Source organism: Pseudomonas sp. Pseusp3, from assembly GCF_047304225.1.
GTDB lineage: Bacteria > Pseudomonadota > Gammaproteobacteria > Pseudomonadales > Pseudomonadaceae > Aquipseudomonas > Aquipseudomonas fluorescens_CD.
The window spans coordinates 1-14,692 of sequence record NZ_JBGLYV010000030.1 but is presented as its reverse complement, the minus strand read 5'-3'; the positions used below and the strand labels follow the sequence as shown (position 1 = coordinate 14,692).

The 14,692-nt window shown below is 55.0% G+C and carries 23 protein-coding genes, 3 tRNA genes and 1 pseudogene; 13 read left to right on the top strand and 14 right to left on the bottom strand.

All coding sequences use genetic code 11. The features are described from left to right. Nucleotides 1-53 precede the first annotated feature (53 nt). Nucleotides 54-506 carry a chromate resistance protein ChrB domain-containing protein gene (locus tag ACCD00_RS12660; protein WP_413424906.1) on the top strand — a complete coding sequence of 151 codons (453 nt, stop codon included), beginning with the start codon at nt 54-56 and terminating at the stop codon, nt 504-506. 12 nt (nt 507-518) lie between these two features. Here the strand turns inward: ACCD00_RS12660 and ACCD00_RS12655 are convergent. Then, nucleotides 519-725: pseudogene (locus ACCD00_RS12655) on the bottom strand (MerR family DNA-binding transcriptional regulator); the annotation flags it as partial. A 165-nt stretch (nt 726-890) separates the two neighbouring features. Between ACCD00_RS12655 and ACCD00_RS12650 the strand changes: the two are divergent. Together ACCD00_RS12650 and ACCD00_RS12645 are read left to right on the top strand one after the other, a co-directional pair. After that, the gene (locus tag ACCD00_RS12650) at nt 891-1,115 is read left to right on the top strand and encodes a GDCCVxC domain-containing (seleno)protein (protein ID WP_413424904.1); all 225 of its coding nucleotides are present in this window, start codon (nt 891-893) and stop codon (nt 1,113-1,115) included. A 431-nt stretch (nt 1,116-1,546) separates the two neighbouring features. Beyond that, a complete protein-coding gene (locus tag ACCD00_RS12645; protein WP_413424902.1) occupies nt 1,547-1,909 on the top strand; it encodes an NUDIX hydrolase in 363 nt (120 codons plus the stop codon). Nucleotides 1,910-2,020: 111 nt separating this feature from the next. Here ACCD00_RS12645 and ACCD00_RS12640 read toward each other — a convergent pair whose 3' ends face one another. The 8 genes from ACCD00_RS12640 to ACCD00_RS12605 are packed head-to-tail and all read right to left on the bottom strand — an operon-like array spanning nt 2,021 to nt 6,901. Next, the gene (locus ACCD00_RS12640) at nt 2,021-2,410 is read right to left on the bottom strand and encodes an antiterminator Q family protein (protein ID WP_413424900.1); all 390 of its coding nucleotides are present in this window, start codon (nt 2,408-2,410) and stop codon (nt 2,021-2,023) included. 4 nt (nt 2,411-2,414) lie between these two features. After that, nucleotides 2,415-2,735, bottom strand: coding sequence for a hypothetical protein (locus ACCD00_RS12635; RefSeq protein ID WP_413424898.1), 321 nt, complete (start codon nt 2,733-2,735; stop codon nt 2,415-2,417). 39 nt (nt 2,736-2,774) lie between these two features. Next, nucleotides 2,775-4,040, bottom strand: coding sequence for a tyrosine-type recombinase/integrase (locus ACCD00_RS12630; RefSeq protein ID WP_413424896.1), 1,266 nt, complete (start codon nt 4,038-4,040; stop codon nt 2,775-2,777). 8 nt (nt 4,041-4,048) lie between these two features. Further along, the gene (locus ACCD00_RS12625; RefSeq protein WP_217838397.1) at nt 4,049-4,258 is read right to left on the bottom strand and encodes a hypothetical protein; all 210 of its coding nucleotides are present in this window, start codon (nt 4,256-4,258) and stop codon (nt 4,049-4,051) included. A 29-nt stretch (nt 4,259-4,287) separates the two neighbouring features. Then, the gene (locus ACCD00_RS12620; RefSeq protein WP_413424894.1) at nt 4,288-4,788 is read right to left on the bottom strand and encodes a hypothetical protein; all 501 of its coding nucleotides are present in this window, start codon (nt 4,786-4,788) and stop codon (nt 4,288-4,290) included. Further along, nucleotides 4,788-5,570 (bottom strand): ATP-binding protein, encoded by a 783-nt coding sequence (locus ACCD00_RS12615; RefSeq protein ID WP_413424892.1) that lies wholly within the window; start codon nt 5,568-5,570, stop codon nt 4,788-4,790. The genes ACCD00_RS12620 and ACCD00_RS12615 overlap by 1 nt, the downstream gene beginning before the upstream one ends. Further along, nucleotides 5,551-6,402 carry a hypothetical protein gene (locus tag ACCD00_RS12610; protein ID WP_413424890.1) on the bottom strand — a complete coding sequence of 284 codons (852 nt, stop codon included), beginning with the start codon at nt 6,400-6,402 and terminating at the stop codon, nt 5,551-5,553. Before ACCD00_RS12610 ends, ACCD00_RS12615 begins: the two co-directional genes overlap by 20 nt. Before the next feature lies 1 nt (nt 6,403). Next, complete coding sequence (locus ACCD00_RS12605; RefSeq protein ID WP_151213754.1) at nt 6,404-6,901, bottom strand: YmfL family putative regulatory protein; 498 nt, start codon at nt 6,899-6,901, stop codon at nt 6,404-6,406. A gap of 168 nt (nt 6,902-7,069) precedes the next feature. On the opposite strand from ACCD00_RS12605, the gene ACCD00_RS12600 reads away from it, so the two are divergent. From ACCD00_RS12600 to xerC, 10 genes are all read left to right on the top strand, one after another. Then, nucleotides 7,070-7,921, top strand: a complete 852-nt coding sequence (locus ACCD00_RS12600; protein ID WP_413424888.1) for a LexA family protein — start codon at nt 7,070-7,072, stop codon at nt 7,919-7,921. Nucleotides 7,922-8,082: 161 nt separating this feature from the next. Further along, nucleotides 8,083-8,328, top strand: coding sequence for a DUF1654 domain-containing protein (locus ACCD00_RS12595; protein WP_413424886.1), 246 nt, complete (start codon nt 8,083-8,085; stop codon nt 8,326-8,328). Between the two features lie 383 nt (nt 8,329-8,711). Then, nucleotides 8,712-9,161, top strand: coding sequence for a tellurite resistance TerB family protein (locus tag ACCD00_RS12590; protein ID WP_413424884.1), 450 nt, complete (start codon nt 8,712-8,714; stop codon nt 9,159-9,161). Then, the gene (locus ACCD00_RS12585; protein WP_413424882.1) at nt 9,158-9,361 is read left to right on the top strand and encodes a hypothetical protein; all 204 of its coding nucleotides are present in this window, start codon (nt 9,158-9,160) and stop codon (nt 9,359-9,361) included. Before ACCD00_RS12590 ends, ACCD00_RS12585 begins: the two co-directional genes overlap by 4 nt. Nucleotides 9,362-9,426: 65 nt before the next feature. Beyond that, nucleotides 9,427-9,627 (top strand): carbon storage regulator CsrA, encoded by a 201-nt coding sequence (gene csrA, locus ACCD00_RS12580; RefSeq protein WP_413424880.1) that lies wholly within the window; start codon nt 9,427-9,429, stop codon nt 9,625-9,627. A gap of 150 nt (nt 9,628-9,777) precedes the next feature. After that, nucleotides 9,778-10,050, top strand: coding sequence for a hypothetical protein (locus ACCD00_RS12575; RefSeq protein WP_413424878.1), 273 nt, complete (start codon nt 9,778-9,780; stop codon nt 10,048-10,050). Then, nucleotides 10,047-10,508 (top strand): hypothetical protein, encoded by a 462-nt coding sequence (locus ACCD00_RS12570; protein ID WP_413424876.1) that lies wholly within the window; start codon nt 10,047-10,049, stop codon nt 10,506-10,508. The genes ACCD00_RS12575 and ACCD00_RS12570 overlap by 4 nt, the downstream gene beginning before the upstream one ends. A gap of 437 nt (nt 10,509-10,945) precedes the next feature. Then, nucleotides 10,946-11,191 (top strand): hypothetical protein, encoded by a 246-nt coding sequence (locus ACCD00_RS12565; RefSeq protein ID WP_413424874.1) that lies wholly within the window; start codon nt 10,946-10,948, stop codon nt 11,189-11,191. 36 nt (nt 11,192-11,227) lie between these two features. Continuing rightward, nucleotides 11,228-11,434, top strand: coding sequence for a DUF4224 domain-containing protein (locus tag ACCD00_RS12560; protein ID WP_413424872.1), 207 nt, complete (start codon nt 11,228-11,230; stop codon nt 11,432-11,434). Nucleotide 11,435: 1 nt separating this feature from the next. Then, nucleotides 11,436-12,467 carry a tyrosine recombinase XerC gene (gene xerC, locus ACCD00_RS12555; protein ID WP_413424870.1) on the top strand — a complete coding sequence of 344 codons (1,032 nt, stop codon included), beginning with the start codon at nt 11,436-11,438 and terminating at the stop codon, nt 12,465-12,467. Between the two features lie 80 nt (nt 12,468-12,547). Here the strand turns inward: xerC and ACCD00_RS12550 are convergent. The 5 genes from ACCD00_RS12550 to ACCD00_RS12530 all read right to left on the bottom strand — a co-directional run. Then, a tRNA-Leu gene (locus tag ACCD00_RS12550) sits at nt 12,548-12,634 on the bottom strand. A 195-nt stretch (nt 12,635-12,829) separates the two neighbouring features. Continuing rightward, nucleotides 12,830-12,903, bottom strand: a tRNA-Cys gene (locus tag ACCD00_RS12545). Between the two features lie 47 nt (nt 12,904-12,950). Beyond that, a tRNA-Gly gene (locus ACCD00_RS12540) sits at nt 12,951-13,026 on the bottom strand. Nucleotides 13,027-13,089: 63 nt separating this feature from the next. After that, nucleotides 13,090-13,650, bottom strand: coding sequence for a CDP-diacylglycerol--glycerol-3-phosphate 3-phosphatidyltransferase (gene pgsA / locus ACCD00_RS12535; RefSeq protein WP_085717653.1), 561 nt, complete (start codon nt 13,648-13,650; stop codon nt 13,090-13,092). Nucleotides 13,651-13,682: 32 nt separating this feature from the next. Continuing rightward, nucleotides 13,683-14,692: excinuclease ABC subunit UvrC (locus ACCD00_RS12530; protein WP_413424868.1), on the bottom strand; the 1,010-nt coding region annotated here is incomplete at its 5' end.

Below are 14,692 nucleotides of genomic sequence, written 5' to 3'. Positions count from 1 at the left end.
GGCATTGGGCTCGCCCGATCACGCTGCCTACCGAGCTAGGCAGGAGGTGTCTCATGAGGTGGGTTACCCGTGAACGACCCAAGATTGACCGGATTGCCTGTCCTTGGTTAATCACCCGATTCATCGATCCACAGCCCGAGTTTCTATACGTACCCAGCGGCGATGTGCTGCGGATCGCAGCGGAGAAAGACGCTGCGCCCTACGACATTCCGGGCGTAGAGCTTAGCCACGAGGGCGAGCTATGCAGCTTCGACGCGTTCCTGAAAAAGTACCAACTTAATGAGCCTGCCTTGCAGCAGTTGGCAAAAATCGTGCGTGGCGCTGACACCTCTCGCCTGGATCTGACACCGCAATCGGCCGGGCTGTACGCGATTTCGCTAGGGTTATCGCGGCGCTTTGCCGACGACCATGAAATGCTGGCACACGGTCTGATCATGTATGACGCGCTCTACGCCTGGTGCAAGGAATGCCAAGGTGAATCACATAACTGGCCTCCACAGATGTGAGGAAATCCGCTAACTGAAGCCCAGCCTGGCGCTGGGCTTTCTACAGGAGTGACAGTGGATGAAGCGCAAGCGTTTGACCTGCTCCGGTAGATAGCACCGATAACCGCTGAGCGGCTTTGGCGGCCCATCCAGCAAGCCGCGTCGCTGGTAATAGCGAATAGTCTCGATACTCACCCCGGCAGCCGCCGCCAACTTGCCGATACTCCGCCCTGTCGCCATTACACGCCCCTTGATTCTGTACCCGGGTACGGGGTGTAGAGTAACTCTAGGTTAGATCGATTCAATGGAGAAAACGATGGCTCAACAAATCGGCGGATCCTGAGGCGTTAACTGAGGCGACAACGAATGCGGATTATCCCTTCACCGTGCACAAACGAGGCAACCATGAGCGCCGTCATCCTCGAGTCTGTGTTGATCTGCCCACATTGTGGTTTCGCCAAGCAGGAAGCCATGCCCACGGACGCCTGCCAGTTCTTCTACGAGTGTGGCAATTGCAAAACCCTGCTACGCCCGAACCCCGGGGACTGCTGTGTGTTCTGTTCGTTTGGTACGGTGAAGTGCCCGCCGATTCAGGAGCAGCACGGATGCTGTGGTAAGGGAATGGCCTGAGTTTATTCGGTTTATCAGACGCCCCTGACGCGCCTCAAACCGTGGTTATGGGAGGTCAGTATGATGTGGAATCATGCTCTGATGCTCGTGGCGGTCTACCTGATCATCACCCTCAGCATCGGCTGGTTGTATACCATTGCTCTACTGCATTGGCTTTGATCCAATTGGTAACGATCGGTCAGTCCGCATTTGGTACCGTTTTCGGCAGGTAGCTTTGTCCCGCTCACAGTCGCTGGGGGAGTGCCTGCAATGGGTCGACTTCGGCCCTTATGAAGCGGTCATTCGCTAAGACCCCATCAAAATCTCGCACTCCAAAGACAATCTGGCACTTTTTTGAGTTTGGCTGGCTCTAAACTCTGCGTTCGTCGATAAACGCGCCTTGAAGATGACATTTTTATTACAATTTAATGACATGCCTTCCGGGTGAAAAGATGAAAGTCAGAGCTACAGTCATATGCGAGAGAGATAGGCATATCTTGCTCGTTCGCAAACCGAAGTCAAAATGGGCTTTGCCTGGTGGCAAAGTAGAAACTGGCGAAGCTGTCGCTGGAGCTGCTGCTCGAGAACTCCAAGAAGAAACCGGACTGAATGTTGACCAGCTCCTGTACATTTTTGAGTTCGAAGCAGGCAACACACGCCACCATGTTTTTGAAGCCTCTGTCCCGGATGCCGAAAACGCCACGCCTCAAAACGAGATCATCGAGTGCATTTGGCATTCTCTGAACAGGTTTCATGACTTAGACACAAGCGATGCTACAAAATCGATTGTCAGGTCATTTCTACGCCGTTTGTAACTCCCCCTGGATCGTTCTGGCTCGCACAAAGATTCATCGTCTCTCGCGTCAATCTGAGTGTCCGCATGGTCGTTCTCTGCCTGTCGCGACAGGCAGAAATCGGTTAATAGCTTAAGCAGCTTTCCGCATTTCATCGACAGCACAATCGATCCACGCGACCCCTGCTCTCGCCAATTCCCGCGTTTTTCCTTCACTTATGCCGTAGTGCTTGCCAACCCGAACCATGGGCCATTTAGCACCGTAGTAAAGCCAAATAATATCGCCCATTTGGCGATCACGATGTGATAGCCGCGCCACTGCGCTATCAATAGCTCCGGCCCATTCATCTGTGATGCAATAGCTCTTGCTCGCCGATACTTGCGGCATCGCCTGACGCATTAGCGCAAAAGTCGGTGAGATATAGTTTGGGACACCAGCCCCATCCATCCGCCACCATCCCCACTGCTCTAGCAGGTATTCGGTATCACCCAAAGGTCGGCCTGCCGGCTTTCGAATCATCATGCTCTCAATCCCCTGTGTAATTTGTGCCGCCGGCACCGCGACGGTTGTTCATTTGGTAGTACTGGGCCTGGTCAGATATCGACGCGCCTTGCTGGAGCAGTTCAATTTCACGTTGAGCCTGCTGCAATTTGAAGCTCAACTGGGTGACTAACTCGTCGGAAGAAAGCACCAACTTACTCCCCTGAATAACCCAACCTGAACCGTTGCAAGCAGTACAAATCAGCTCATAAAACAGCCCATTCACTACCGCTTTTCCCTTGCAGGTCGGGCAAGGCTCTAGTTCGATCCGCCGCCTCTTAAAGCCATGTCCTTGCCCTTTTTGCATGTTTGAATCCTCTTGTAAGATTAATTTCTGTTTTCGGCTTCAGGCCAACCAGCCCGAGGGGTCCAGGGCAACCGGCTTACTCGCGCGTCTTGCTCCTGTCTTGTCCTGCAATGCATCAAAACCCTGTGCGTCGAGCCAGCCATGCCACCGCTCCAGGGCATTGCGCTTTACCACCTCGCCCATCGCCTGAAAGTAGGTGCGCTCCAATTCGGTCAGGGCGTGGTTGAGTAGCAGTTTTCCCACCAGTGAATCGACACCGAGGTTGGCCCAGATGGAAGGCGCCAGCTTGCGCAGGTCGTGACTGGTCCACTCGCCCGCCCCCAATCGGGCAAAAATGGCAAAGGCCTGGCTGCGTGAGATCGGGCGCCCCGCACGTGAAGTTGCCGGAAACAGGTACGCCCCGTCGTAACCCTGGGCCCGCTGCTGCGCACGGTAACGTTCCAGAAAAGCCACGGCCTGCGTGGTCAACGGCAACAGGTGGTCGCGCTTGGATTTGGTGTCATCGGCCGGGATGAACCACTCCCCCGCATCCAGGTGGATGTTTTTCCACTTGGCCAGACGGGTTTCGGTGATCCGCGTGGCATGGGTCAGCATCAACACCAGCAGCGTCACGGCCGCCGGTTCCGTGGTGAATGCTTCACCCCATTCGGCCAGCAGGTCCACCACGGCGACGTGTCGCAAGCGCGCACCCTTGGGCTTTATTTTGGCCTTGGTGAAGTGACTGAAAGACACCCCAAGCAGTGGATTCACAGTGATCTTTTTCAGCGTCAAGGCGGCACCGAACACCACCTTCAGTACGTCCAACACCGACTTGACGTAGGACAGGCTGTACTCGGCCTGCATGTGCCAGACCAAGTGTCGGTCCAAGGTATCGGCATTGAGTTTGCACAAAGGCAAATCACCCAGTGCGGGCAACAACTGGCAGCGAATCGCCGACAACGACGATCCCCGGCGGCTTTTGGACAAACTGTTATCGGTGTTCAGGCGCGCGGCATACCACTCCAACACCTGCCCGACCCGCTCCCAGCCATCCACCGTGGCAGCAGCCGACGGATCGGCCAACAACCGGGCCTGCACTACCGGCAAGCTGTCGAGCATGACCCGCGCCGGCACATCGGGCCAGTTGGCAGCCTTTTTCCATTTGGCGCCCTTGTCGAAACGCACCAGGTGCCAACTGCCTTTGCTGCGGTCGTGACGGTAACGAAAGCGCAGCGGGTGCCGAGGATCCTTCAGCTCGGTAATGGTCTGGTCGGCGGCATGCTGTTTGATGACGGCATCAGACAGTTTCACAGTCAGAGTTTTCAAAGGAGCAGTCATTGGTCATCGCCCCTTTTGCCAAGCAGGTCGACCACTTCAAATGTCGAAGGCCACATCCAAGCGCCGTAGCGCTCAGCCATTGCCTGGTCAACGAACAGCGCCAATGCGTGATCGGGGGTGCTGCCCAAGTCCACCTTGTACGAACAGCAGAACACGGCAAACCGATAGTTTGCCGAATCCGGAATAGCCAAACGGCGATCAGGCATCTCCAAGCTGATCCCCATGCGCTTGCCCATTAGCCCCCCTTCAGCAGAGATTGCAGGAGCTTGAATTTGTCGAGTGCTTCAGCATTGCCCTCGCGCTCTGCCTCAACGGACAACGCCACTTCCTCGATACGCGCGGCGAGCTTTTTCATGCGCTGACCGACCTCCTCGGCAAAGCTGATTACCTCGCCAGACAGCACCGCCAATGTATCCAGAGCGCTACCCTCGGGTTTCTTGGTGATAGCCACGACCGGCTTGGTTTCTTTCGACATGCTCTGTTCTCTCTGGGGCGTGATGGTGATGGCGGTGCGCTGGAAGTGTCCGTTAACGGGTTCGCGAATGAGACCTGCGTCCTTCAACTCGCCCAAGCCGCGACGTACGGCCGGAAACTGGGCACCCGTGGTTTCGGCAACCATCAACGAATTGAAAATATCGTGAGCACTCCAGCGCTCCTGGATTGGCACGACTTGAAATACTTTGCGGGCGAGCGACGATTGCCCGGCGAGCATGTTTTGTTGCTTGGCGGCGTTCATCAGAAGCCCTCCTTACCGCGTTGAGATTCCCACTCGAATGCCACACCAATGCAGCCGTTTTCGCGGATGCGGTCGACACAGCGCGCACCAATGGCGTCGTTCAGTTCGGTGGGAGATAGATTGCTGACGATGATCGTCGGACGGCATTGCTCGTAACGACCATTGATGATGCTGAAAAGAGTGGCCAGCTCGAACTCGCTCTGCTTGGTTGCACCAACTTCATCGAGCACCAGCAGGTCCGCGCCAATCACCTCTCGCAAGATGTGCGCCTCGGAATCGCCTGAGCGATCATTGAACGTCGCCCGAATCTCGCCGATGAGCGTGCCCACCGTGCGGTAAATCGCCTTGACCATGCATTCGTTGATCAGGTGACTGGCCGAAGCAATGGCCAGGTGGGTCTTGCCGGTACCGACCTTCCCCAACAGCAACATGCAGCGACCTTCCCGGCGATGCTTCGAAAAGTTGTCGACGTAGTCGGTGCACGCATCCAAGGCAATCTGCTGGGCCGGATTCGATACGACGAAATCGGCGAATGTCTTTTCCGCGAAACGCTTCGGAATCCGGGCGCTTGAGTGCTGAACTATCCGAAACTGACAGCGCTTGCGCTCGAGCTCTTGCATGTCGCGCTTGTTGCTCGCGCATATGGGACAGCCAGACAGGTTGCCACCCTTGAGGATGACCGCCGAGTATTCGCCATGATCGAAACAGCTCGCTGGCTGACGGCCGATGACACCGAATTTGCGGTCCATGTGAGCGCCGAAGTTAGAGACGGAAGGTGCCATTGGCGTTCTCCTTGGTGCCAGCCTTGTAATCGCGAGTGTCAAAGCCGGAATGGCGACTGGTCGGAAGTGGTGCGGGGATGACTGCTTTGTCGGGGAAGATCCCCGTCCATCCGTTGCTGATCGAAAGGGATAGAACGGAATCGGGGGCTGGATGGTTCGCCAAGGCCTTGGCCTGTTGTTCGCAGCTCTTGGCGGTGAGGGGTTTGTGGATTTCCTTGCGGTGCTGGCACCAATCGCCCCAAACCTCGACGCTGACGTTTTCCGGTTTGGCGGTCAGCGGGTCGAATTTTGACGATTTGCCTGGCGCGTTAGCGCCCTGACTTTCCTGATTACTGGTTACCTGATTGGTACCCTGATTACTGGTACCCTGATTTGTCGGAAATTTTTCCGACCCTCCTCGGATTTTTTTCCGACCCTGTTCGGATATTTTTCCGACCTTGCTCGGAGATTTTTCCGAGGTAGATCGGATTTTTTTCCGACCCTCAAACGCCTCAGAGGTCGGATATTTTTCCGACCCGTCCAACTTGCGATTCCACTCTTTGGCCTTTTCGGTCAAACGAAACAAACTGATGTTGCAAGTGTGGGATAGCTCGATCAGCCCGGCGGTCTCGAGCCCTTTGAGAAGTCGGTACGCTGTATCTGGTTTGTCGGTGAGCAAGGGCAATTCCTCCACGATCTTTGCCTTGCTCAAGGCAAAGAAAATCCCGTTATCGGTCTTGATTGGCCTTGCCCAGCTAGGACACTCGTAGACAAACGAAAACAGCAGCGCCTGTTGGGAGTTCAACCCCCACTCCAGCGCTTTCACTTGGTTGATCGTGATGGTGAACTGCATATCAACCCTTCCCGCTTGGGATGCGGGCGGGGCCATTCGACTTGTACAGTTCAATCTGTGCGATCACCTCCTCGTGTCGCGCAGCCAAGTACTTGGCATGCCCGGCTAAAATGTCTGCCGCTTCCGCTCCAGAAATCTCGCCGTCATCCAGTGCCATGGCGAGAAGCTGGTCAACCCGGCCGCGTTTCACAGAGGTACGCAAAGAGCGCCGGTGGATGTCGACGTTGTCCAGATCGGCAACCTCAGGCAGGCGAACAAACACACCGCCATACATGGCGCAGATGTAGTCCGGTAAGAAGGTAGTTTTCGCTTCAGTCTCAAGCGTGCAGATCTCATCATCGGTGAGGGGTTTGACCCCTGCCGACTCGTAAATCCGGTTCTTGAAGCGCTTGAGATTCACCTCACCCAGGAAGTCAGAGGCGTATGCAAGTCCGCCGGGAAATGCATTGGCAGCGGCAATGACTGCTTTGCGGCGGGTGTCTAGTACTGGCAATTTCATCGTCTAGTTTTCTCTCGGCGCCATTGCGCTAAAAATGGCTTCAGTTAGTCGCTGTGATGTCCGTTAGGTACTCAGCTCGGCCCAAGGAAATGAAGGACAAAGGGTTTCTTTCTTGAATACACCGTTGGTCAAGGCTTCAGCCCGTTTGGCAACCACCGGAGACATCCCGTGCTTTTCACGAACCCAACCGGAAACGGTGCTTTGATCCACCTTGAGCTTCTCTGCGGTGGCCTCCTGCGTCCCGAAGAAAGCAACAAGGTCTTTAAAGATGGCGTTCATATTGCCCCTAATTATGTGAATACCCATATCGTAGATCATAGGCATACCACTTTGCAACGATATGGGTTCGCCAGTAATAATCGGAAGATGGAATATAAAGAACGAATCAAGGCCGCTCGACGACACGCCGGATTTACTCAGGCCCAACTAGCGAAGCTTGTTGGCATCGATCAAGCGTCTATTTCTGACCTTGAGAGAGGCAGATCACAGCGCTCCTCCTATAACGCCTCCATTGCGAAAGCGTGCGGAGTTTCGGCCATATGGATTGAGAGTGGGTCTGGCCCGATGGTTTCAGAAACCACCGAACAGTCCAACGTAAAGGATGCTGTCCAGCCTCAGATGCTTTATCGATATCCAGTGATCAGCTGGGTATCAGCGGGTTCCTGGGAGGAAGCTGTTCAGCCTTACCCAGATGGTTTTTCTGACAGGTATGAAATATCTGACTACGACTCCAAAGGACCTGCGTTTTGGCTTGAGGTTAAAGGTGATTCGATGACCGCACCTGCAGGCGTAAGCGTCCCAGAAGGGATGATGATCCTAGTAGACACCGAGGCAGATGTGAAACCCGGCAAGTTGGTTATTGCCAAGCTGCCCGCGAGCAACGAGGCGACTTTTAAGAAGCTGGTAGAGGATGGCGGTGTACGCTATCTGAAGCCGCTGAACCCAGCTTATAAAATGGTCGAGTGTGATGAAAATTGCCGCATCATTGGCGTAGCAGTACGTATGACTGGAAAGCTTTAGAGCGACACTCATGCACCGCCATTCATGTGATAAACCAGCCCGCACTAAGCGGGTTTTTTTTTGCTTCGACTCAAAAGAGTACAAGCGTGCTCTTTCCGGATTGTTGCTTTCCCTTCAACAAAATACTGTCTATCCACACAGAAAAAAACAAAGGAAGACAGATGAGCAATGGCAGCAACTCCCTCACGTTGAACACCTATGAACAAGTCGGCCGACGCATTCAACGAATGGTGTCCGATCCAAACGTGCAAAAGGTTCAGACAATTACGATCGCCAGGCGTGAAGACGAGTCACCCGATGCATGGGAGCGTGTCATCCAAGAGTTTGAGGAAACAGGTGGGATAACTGTCGAGCGGCTAGAAGACGACAGCGTGAGAATTGGCTGGCAGACATACGTCGACCTATAAGCGAAGCCCGCGATTTGCGGGCTTTTTATCGCCGATTATAAATTTTATGGGTTTACCCATTGACACAAAATATGTGTACACCTATATTTTATCCATATCAACACATAATCAACTCAGCAGCGAAAGCCGCGCCGCTCTTTAACAGTCAGCGCAACAAACAACAGTCCACATTGCCTCTACCGACGACCGGCGAGCAGACAGGCCCGAAAGTCTGTCAACGACAGGAACCACCTGTGCGGCTGCTCGATGGTGAAACGCCAGAACCGTGAAATGACCTGGCAAGCAATGCGCTGCGCTCCTCCGGCGGCAATAGGACGGACAGCATCACTGCTGCACCTTGGCAACAGGGTGCATTGGGATGTAATCCCACCAGAGGAAACACCATGCTCGGAATGAAAAAACTCTTCGGAAAACAAGTAGGCAACGCCCAGGCCGAAATGAAGAAGGTCGTTAACCGCGACTTGATGCAGGCCATTGTGGGTGGCGGCCTATTGGTCGCTGCGGCTGATGGTGAGATTGAAGCCAGCGAGGTTTCCAAGCTGGATGAGTTGATTCGCTCCAACCCGAATTTGACGCACTTCGGCAGCGAGATCACCGAAACCATCAATCGTTTTACAGGCCAGTTGAACGCCAACTTTCAAGTAGGTCGATTGGCGATCAAGCGGGAACTGGCCGACATCAAAAACGTTCCCACCGACGCGGAGGAAGCCTTCGTTAACATTCTTGCCGTTGCCCAGGCTGATGGTCGGATCGAGCCAGCAGAGTTGGTGGTGCTGAAGGAAATAGGCATGCACTTCGGTCTGCGCCTGGCTGACTACGGTATCGAGGTGTGAAGTATGCGACAAAGGTTCTGCTGATCCTGCTGGCACTGATCATCGGCTGCATGTTGCTGAGCAACGTAGCCTCTCGGGCCACTTGCTCCTACTACGGCTTCCAGACTGACCGAGAGACCCGCTACGCCGCCTTTGTTGGCTGCATGGTTCTGGTTAACGGTGCGTGGTTCCCTCGTAACGAAATCCGCGCAATGCCGTGACGTTTCACTGATGCCGCTTCTTACAAGGCGGCATTGGGAAACTAACTCACGCAAGGAAATGGACAATGCTGATTTTGACTCGCAAAGAAGGCGAAAGCATCAACATAGGCAACGACATCACGATCACAGTGTTGGGTGTTAGCGGCAAACAGGTACGTATCGGAACAAGCGCACCAAAAGATGTCCTGGTAAATCGAGAAGAAATCACCCAGCGCATTCAGGCAGGTTCATCGAAGCCCGCGATGGCAACACCTGCGATCACTTAAGCAGGTCTTTGTGACGCAAACAATGGCCCGGTTCCGATCGGGCTTTTTTACGCCTGCCTTTTATCAATCAGCACCCTTCCCTGCCCAATGGCCACCAGCAGGTGGTCGGAGTGCTGATGAATACACCTAACCTACTCCGAGGGATCAACCATGCATCCATCATTTCAAGAGCTCATCGATGAAGTCGGTGAGCTGCTGCAACGAACAAAGGCCGCCCGCTCCGGGTTCTACAGTCGTATTGATCGACGAGCCCCAACCAAACCGGTGCGCTACCAAGTCGCCGGCGGAAGCTTCGGCATGTATCAGATTAAAGACCTCACCACCGGCAAGACTCGCGCCTTCCGTAACGACTACAAGACCGCTCACGACCTTGCCATACAGTTTGAAGCCAAGGCCAATCGCCAGATTGCAGTGACGCTATGAAAAAGCGAAAGCCCAACAACATGCGTACCCGGATAGAGCGAGCGAGCCGGGCACTGCTCAATGCCAATCACGTCGCGGTGGTCCACATCGACCCCAGCGGATACCAAGGGATGATCAACAGGAAGAACTGCAAGGGCATCCCACCAGGACAGCGCATGGCCGAAGCAGTCTGCGACGTTGCCCATCGCTGGACGATCTATGTCAGTGTCCAGTGTCGCGATCAGCGCGGCCACCGCTACACCAAATCAGTAGAAGTCGCCCCTCAAGGCAATTATCTGGCCGCCCACCTCGAAGACGTGATCGAGGACACCTACAAAGCCCTGGTCACCGAGAGCAACCCGAATCATCGAGTCGCGTTGGGTTGGATCGCCATTCCCGCCGAAATCTCGCTAACTGAAGAACAGGCCGCCCGGATGTTCGACGCCGTGGGTGTCTGGAACCAGCAGAGGGCGGCATGAGACGTATCCGAGGCGGTTCAGCAAGCGCTACGTCAGAAACAGCAGCAGGTGACCGCATGATCCTCCGACCGATGGCAGCGCCGCTCTACATGCTCTGGCTCATCTACAAGGGACCACGGTGAAAGAAAGAGTTCACCCCGCCGGTTGCCCGAGGGTAGGGAGCAGCATGCGAACGTCGCCCCCCCCAGCGGGGTGAACTATTAGACATTAACTCATACGCCAAAATATAGCTTCCCAGCTTCAAACTTCGCCGGTTCGAAGCCACGGTATTGAAGTAAGGGTCCACCCCACCAGTCACCTCAGGGGAGAGAGCGTGTACGCAACTGGCGAGGTGAACCAATAAACCGTAGCTCACGCGTTCAGCTCGCCTGACGCCCCTCATCTGATTTCACAATCCACCTACCAGCCTGCCGATGAACGGCGGGCGAGGAACTCTCATGCCTCTCGAAAACATGTCCGTCATGAAGTGCATCAACATCAAATTAATCCCCATGCGCTTGCTCATGCCTTACGAAAAGCAGGCACTACGCAATCACAGCCAATCTCTGCAGCGCCTTGCCAAGCGCGGCGGTATGGCCGCCTGCGAAATTCTCGGGATCATTCGAGGATTGCGTTGGAGCCAGCTAAAGGTCACACCAGACGACGAAGCAGAGCTGATCAAGTGGGTCGCCAGCGAATCCTAACCACCTTCTGCCGCCACGCGCGGCATGGAGCAGCTCATGAATATCCAATTTCTTTCCCATGAGGAGGTCTGCGAGCTTACTGGCGCGCGGACCAAGGCAGGCCAGATCCTTAACCTGAAGAAAAACGGCGTCAGGCACACCATTAAGGTGAATGGCTGGCCAAGTGTTACGGCGTTGGCTGTGACGGCGGTCGGTATGTTTGAGCCAGAGAAACTCGTATGGAAACCACGCAAGGCTAGCTGACATGGGACGACGACCAAGTAAACCCGGATCAATTGCCCGGTTTAGAGAGCGAAAGAAAGCCAGCGGTCGGGTTTTCTATTATTACGATACCGGCGGCAAGGACCGCAAAGAGATTCCGTTAGGCAGCGACTACGGCCTGGCGATTATGGAGTACGCGAAACTCGAGCGTGATCGCACCGCTACCGACCTGGTGGCCAAGGTGATTACCTTCCGCTACGTGGCCGAGAAGTACTTAGTCGACGTGGTGCCGTCAAAGAAACCAGCAACGCAAAAGGACAACGTCAGGGAGTTAAAAAACCTGATGTCATTTTTCGACGACCCTCCGGCCCCTCTCGAAACAATCCAGCCGCTGCACGTCCGCCAGTACCTGACCTGGCGTAAGGCCGCGCCGGTGCGTGCCAACAGGGAGAAGGCCCTGCTCAGTGCAATCTGGAACTTCGCCCGCGATATTGGCTATACCGCACTCGCCAATCCTTGCGCCGGGATAAAGGGCAACAAGGAGACGGGGCGGGACATCTATATCGAGGATGCACTGTTCAAACGCGTGTACGAGAAAGCAGATGTGGGTCTTCGGGATGCGATGGACCTTGCTTATTTGACTGGTCAACGAGTGACCGATACACGATTGATGGATGAGCGAGATGTCCGCGAAGGGCTGATATGGGTCCTTCAGGGCAAGACAAACGCCAAGCGGCGAATTGAAATCACTGGTGAGTTGAAGGTTTTGATTGATCGAATTATGTCCCGGAAGTCAGGACACAAGGTCCGCTCGACGCGGCTGATCGTTACAGAGGATGGCACACCAATGTCGGTGGCGATGTTGCGGGGAAGATTTGACTTAGCCAGAGAAGCTGCCGGGGTCGCAAAGTCCGAGTTCCAAATGCGCGACTTACGCGCTAAAGCTGGCACTGACAAGGCCGAATCAAGCGGCGACATTTTGCAGGCCAGGGATCAACTTGGGCATACGACCGTCGTAATGACTGAACAGTACATCCGAAACCGTAAGGGGAAGAAAGTCTCACCAACCAAGTGAATTGCGGACCAATTCAATAATTGCGGACCAGAAACGAACAAGGGCCTGCCTAGCTTTCGCTCGCAAACCCTTGATTTATATGGTGCCCGAAGCCGGAATCGAACCGGCACGCCCTTACGAGCGGGGGATTTTAAGTCCCATGCGTCTACCAGTTTCGCCATTCGGGCGGTAGCGCGGTGAAGCGTCCAGGCTCTGCCAAATAACGATCTGGCAATTCTGACGCCTGTGCAGCAGAGGTGGAAATATATACATCCCGCCCCGGTGAAGCAAGTTCGCAAATACCCTTTTCAAGACTAAATCTTGCAGGCTACTGCAAATAAAAAAGCTCCGTAAATCAAAGATCTACGGAGCTTGTTTATTAGTGGAGGCCGAGGTCGGAATCGAACCGGCGTAGGCGGATTTGCAATCCGCTGCATAACCATTTTGCTACTCGGCCTCAAAACATTTGGTGTCTAGTAGCGCGACATCAAATGCGTACAAACTTGGAGCGGGAAACGAGACTCGAACTCGCGACCCCGACCTTGGCAAGGTCGTGCTCTACCAACTGAGCTATTCCCGCGTCTTGGTGTGGCGCATTCTATAGAATCCAGAAGCCCCGTCAACCCTTTGATTCAAAAAAGTTTTATTTCTTTTCAACGTCGGTCTTCAGATGTGGCCAGGCAGCCCGCAGGTACTGGACCATCGACCACAAAGTCAGGCCAGCCGACACCATCAGCAAGGTGTAGCCCAGCAAGACCCAGAAACTGAAATCCTTGGTATTGGCCAGCAGGATCACCAACGCCAGCATTTGCGCGGCGGTTTTCCATTTGCCCAGGTTCGACACGGCAACGTGGGCACGAGCGCCCAGTTCGGCCATCCATTCGCGTAGTGCCGAGACGACAATCTCGCGCCCGATGATTACGGCAGCAGGCAGCGTGAGCCACAGGTTTCCGTGTTCCTGCACCAACAATACCAGTGCAACCGCCACCATCAGCTTGTCGGCAACCGGATCGAGAAAAGCCCCGAACGGTGTGCTTTGTTCCAGGCGGCGGGCCAGGTACCCATCCAGCCAGTCGGTGGCGGCAGCGAATGCGAAGACCGAGGCGGATGCCAGGTAGCTCCATTGGTAAGGCAGGTAGAACAGCAAAATGAAGATCGGTATGAGCAGAACGCGTAGAACGGTAATCAGATTAGGGATATTCATCGGCACAACTGGCTACGAGGTGAGGGGGCATTCTACTCGCTGTGCAGATTTGCATAAATCAACTCTGCGAGCTTTTTACTGATCCCGGGGGCTTTGGCAATTTCTTCGATGCTTGCACGAGACAGCTCCTGCAATCCACCAAAATGTTTCAACAAATCCCGCCGACGTGTTGGTCCAACGCCGGCGACGCCTTCCAGTGTAGACGTCCGACGGGTTTTTCCACGTCGGGCGCGGTGCCCGGTGATGGCAAATCGGTGTGCTTCGTCGCGAATCTGCTGGATCAGGTGCAACGCGGGAGAATCGCCGCGCAACGTGAACTCATGTGCAGCGTCGTTCAGGTACAGGGTTTCGAAACCGGCCTTGCGCGTCGCGCCTTTTGCCACGCCCAGCAGAATCAGATCAGGTACGGCCAATTCATCGAGCACATCGCGGGCCATGGACAACTGGCCTTTACCGCCATCCACCAGCAGGATGTCCGGCAACTTGCCCTCCCCGTCCTTCAGCTTGCTGAAGCGTCGGGTCAACGCCTGATGCATCGCCGCGTAATCATCACCGGCGGTAACGCCCTCGATGTTGTACCGACGGTAATCGGCCTTGATCGGGCCCTCGGGGCCGAAGACCACGCAGGACGCCACCGTCGCCTCGCCACTGGAATGACTGATGTCGTAGCACTCAAGTCGTTGCGGCGGCTCATCCAGCTTCAGCACCTCTGCCAGCGCATCGAAGCGTGCCGTAATGTGCTGACGATTCGCCAGGCGCGCACTCAGTGCCTGCTCGGCATTGGTCACCGCCAATTGCTGCCAACGCGCCCGCGTACCACGCACGCGATGGCTGATGGTCAGTTCACGACCGCGCAGCTCGTCGATGGCGGCGATCAGTGTTGGAAAGTCATCGTGAACCACATTGACGATCAGTTCGCTCGGCAAGTCGCGCTCAGGACTGCTGATGAAATATTGGCCGAGAAACGCGGCCATGACTTCGGAAACGTCTTCCTCAATACCAACCTGAGGGAAGAAGTTCTTGCTGCCCAGTACCCGCCCGC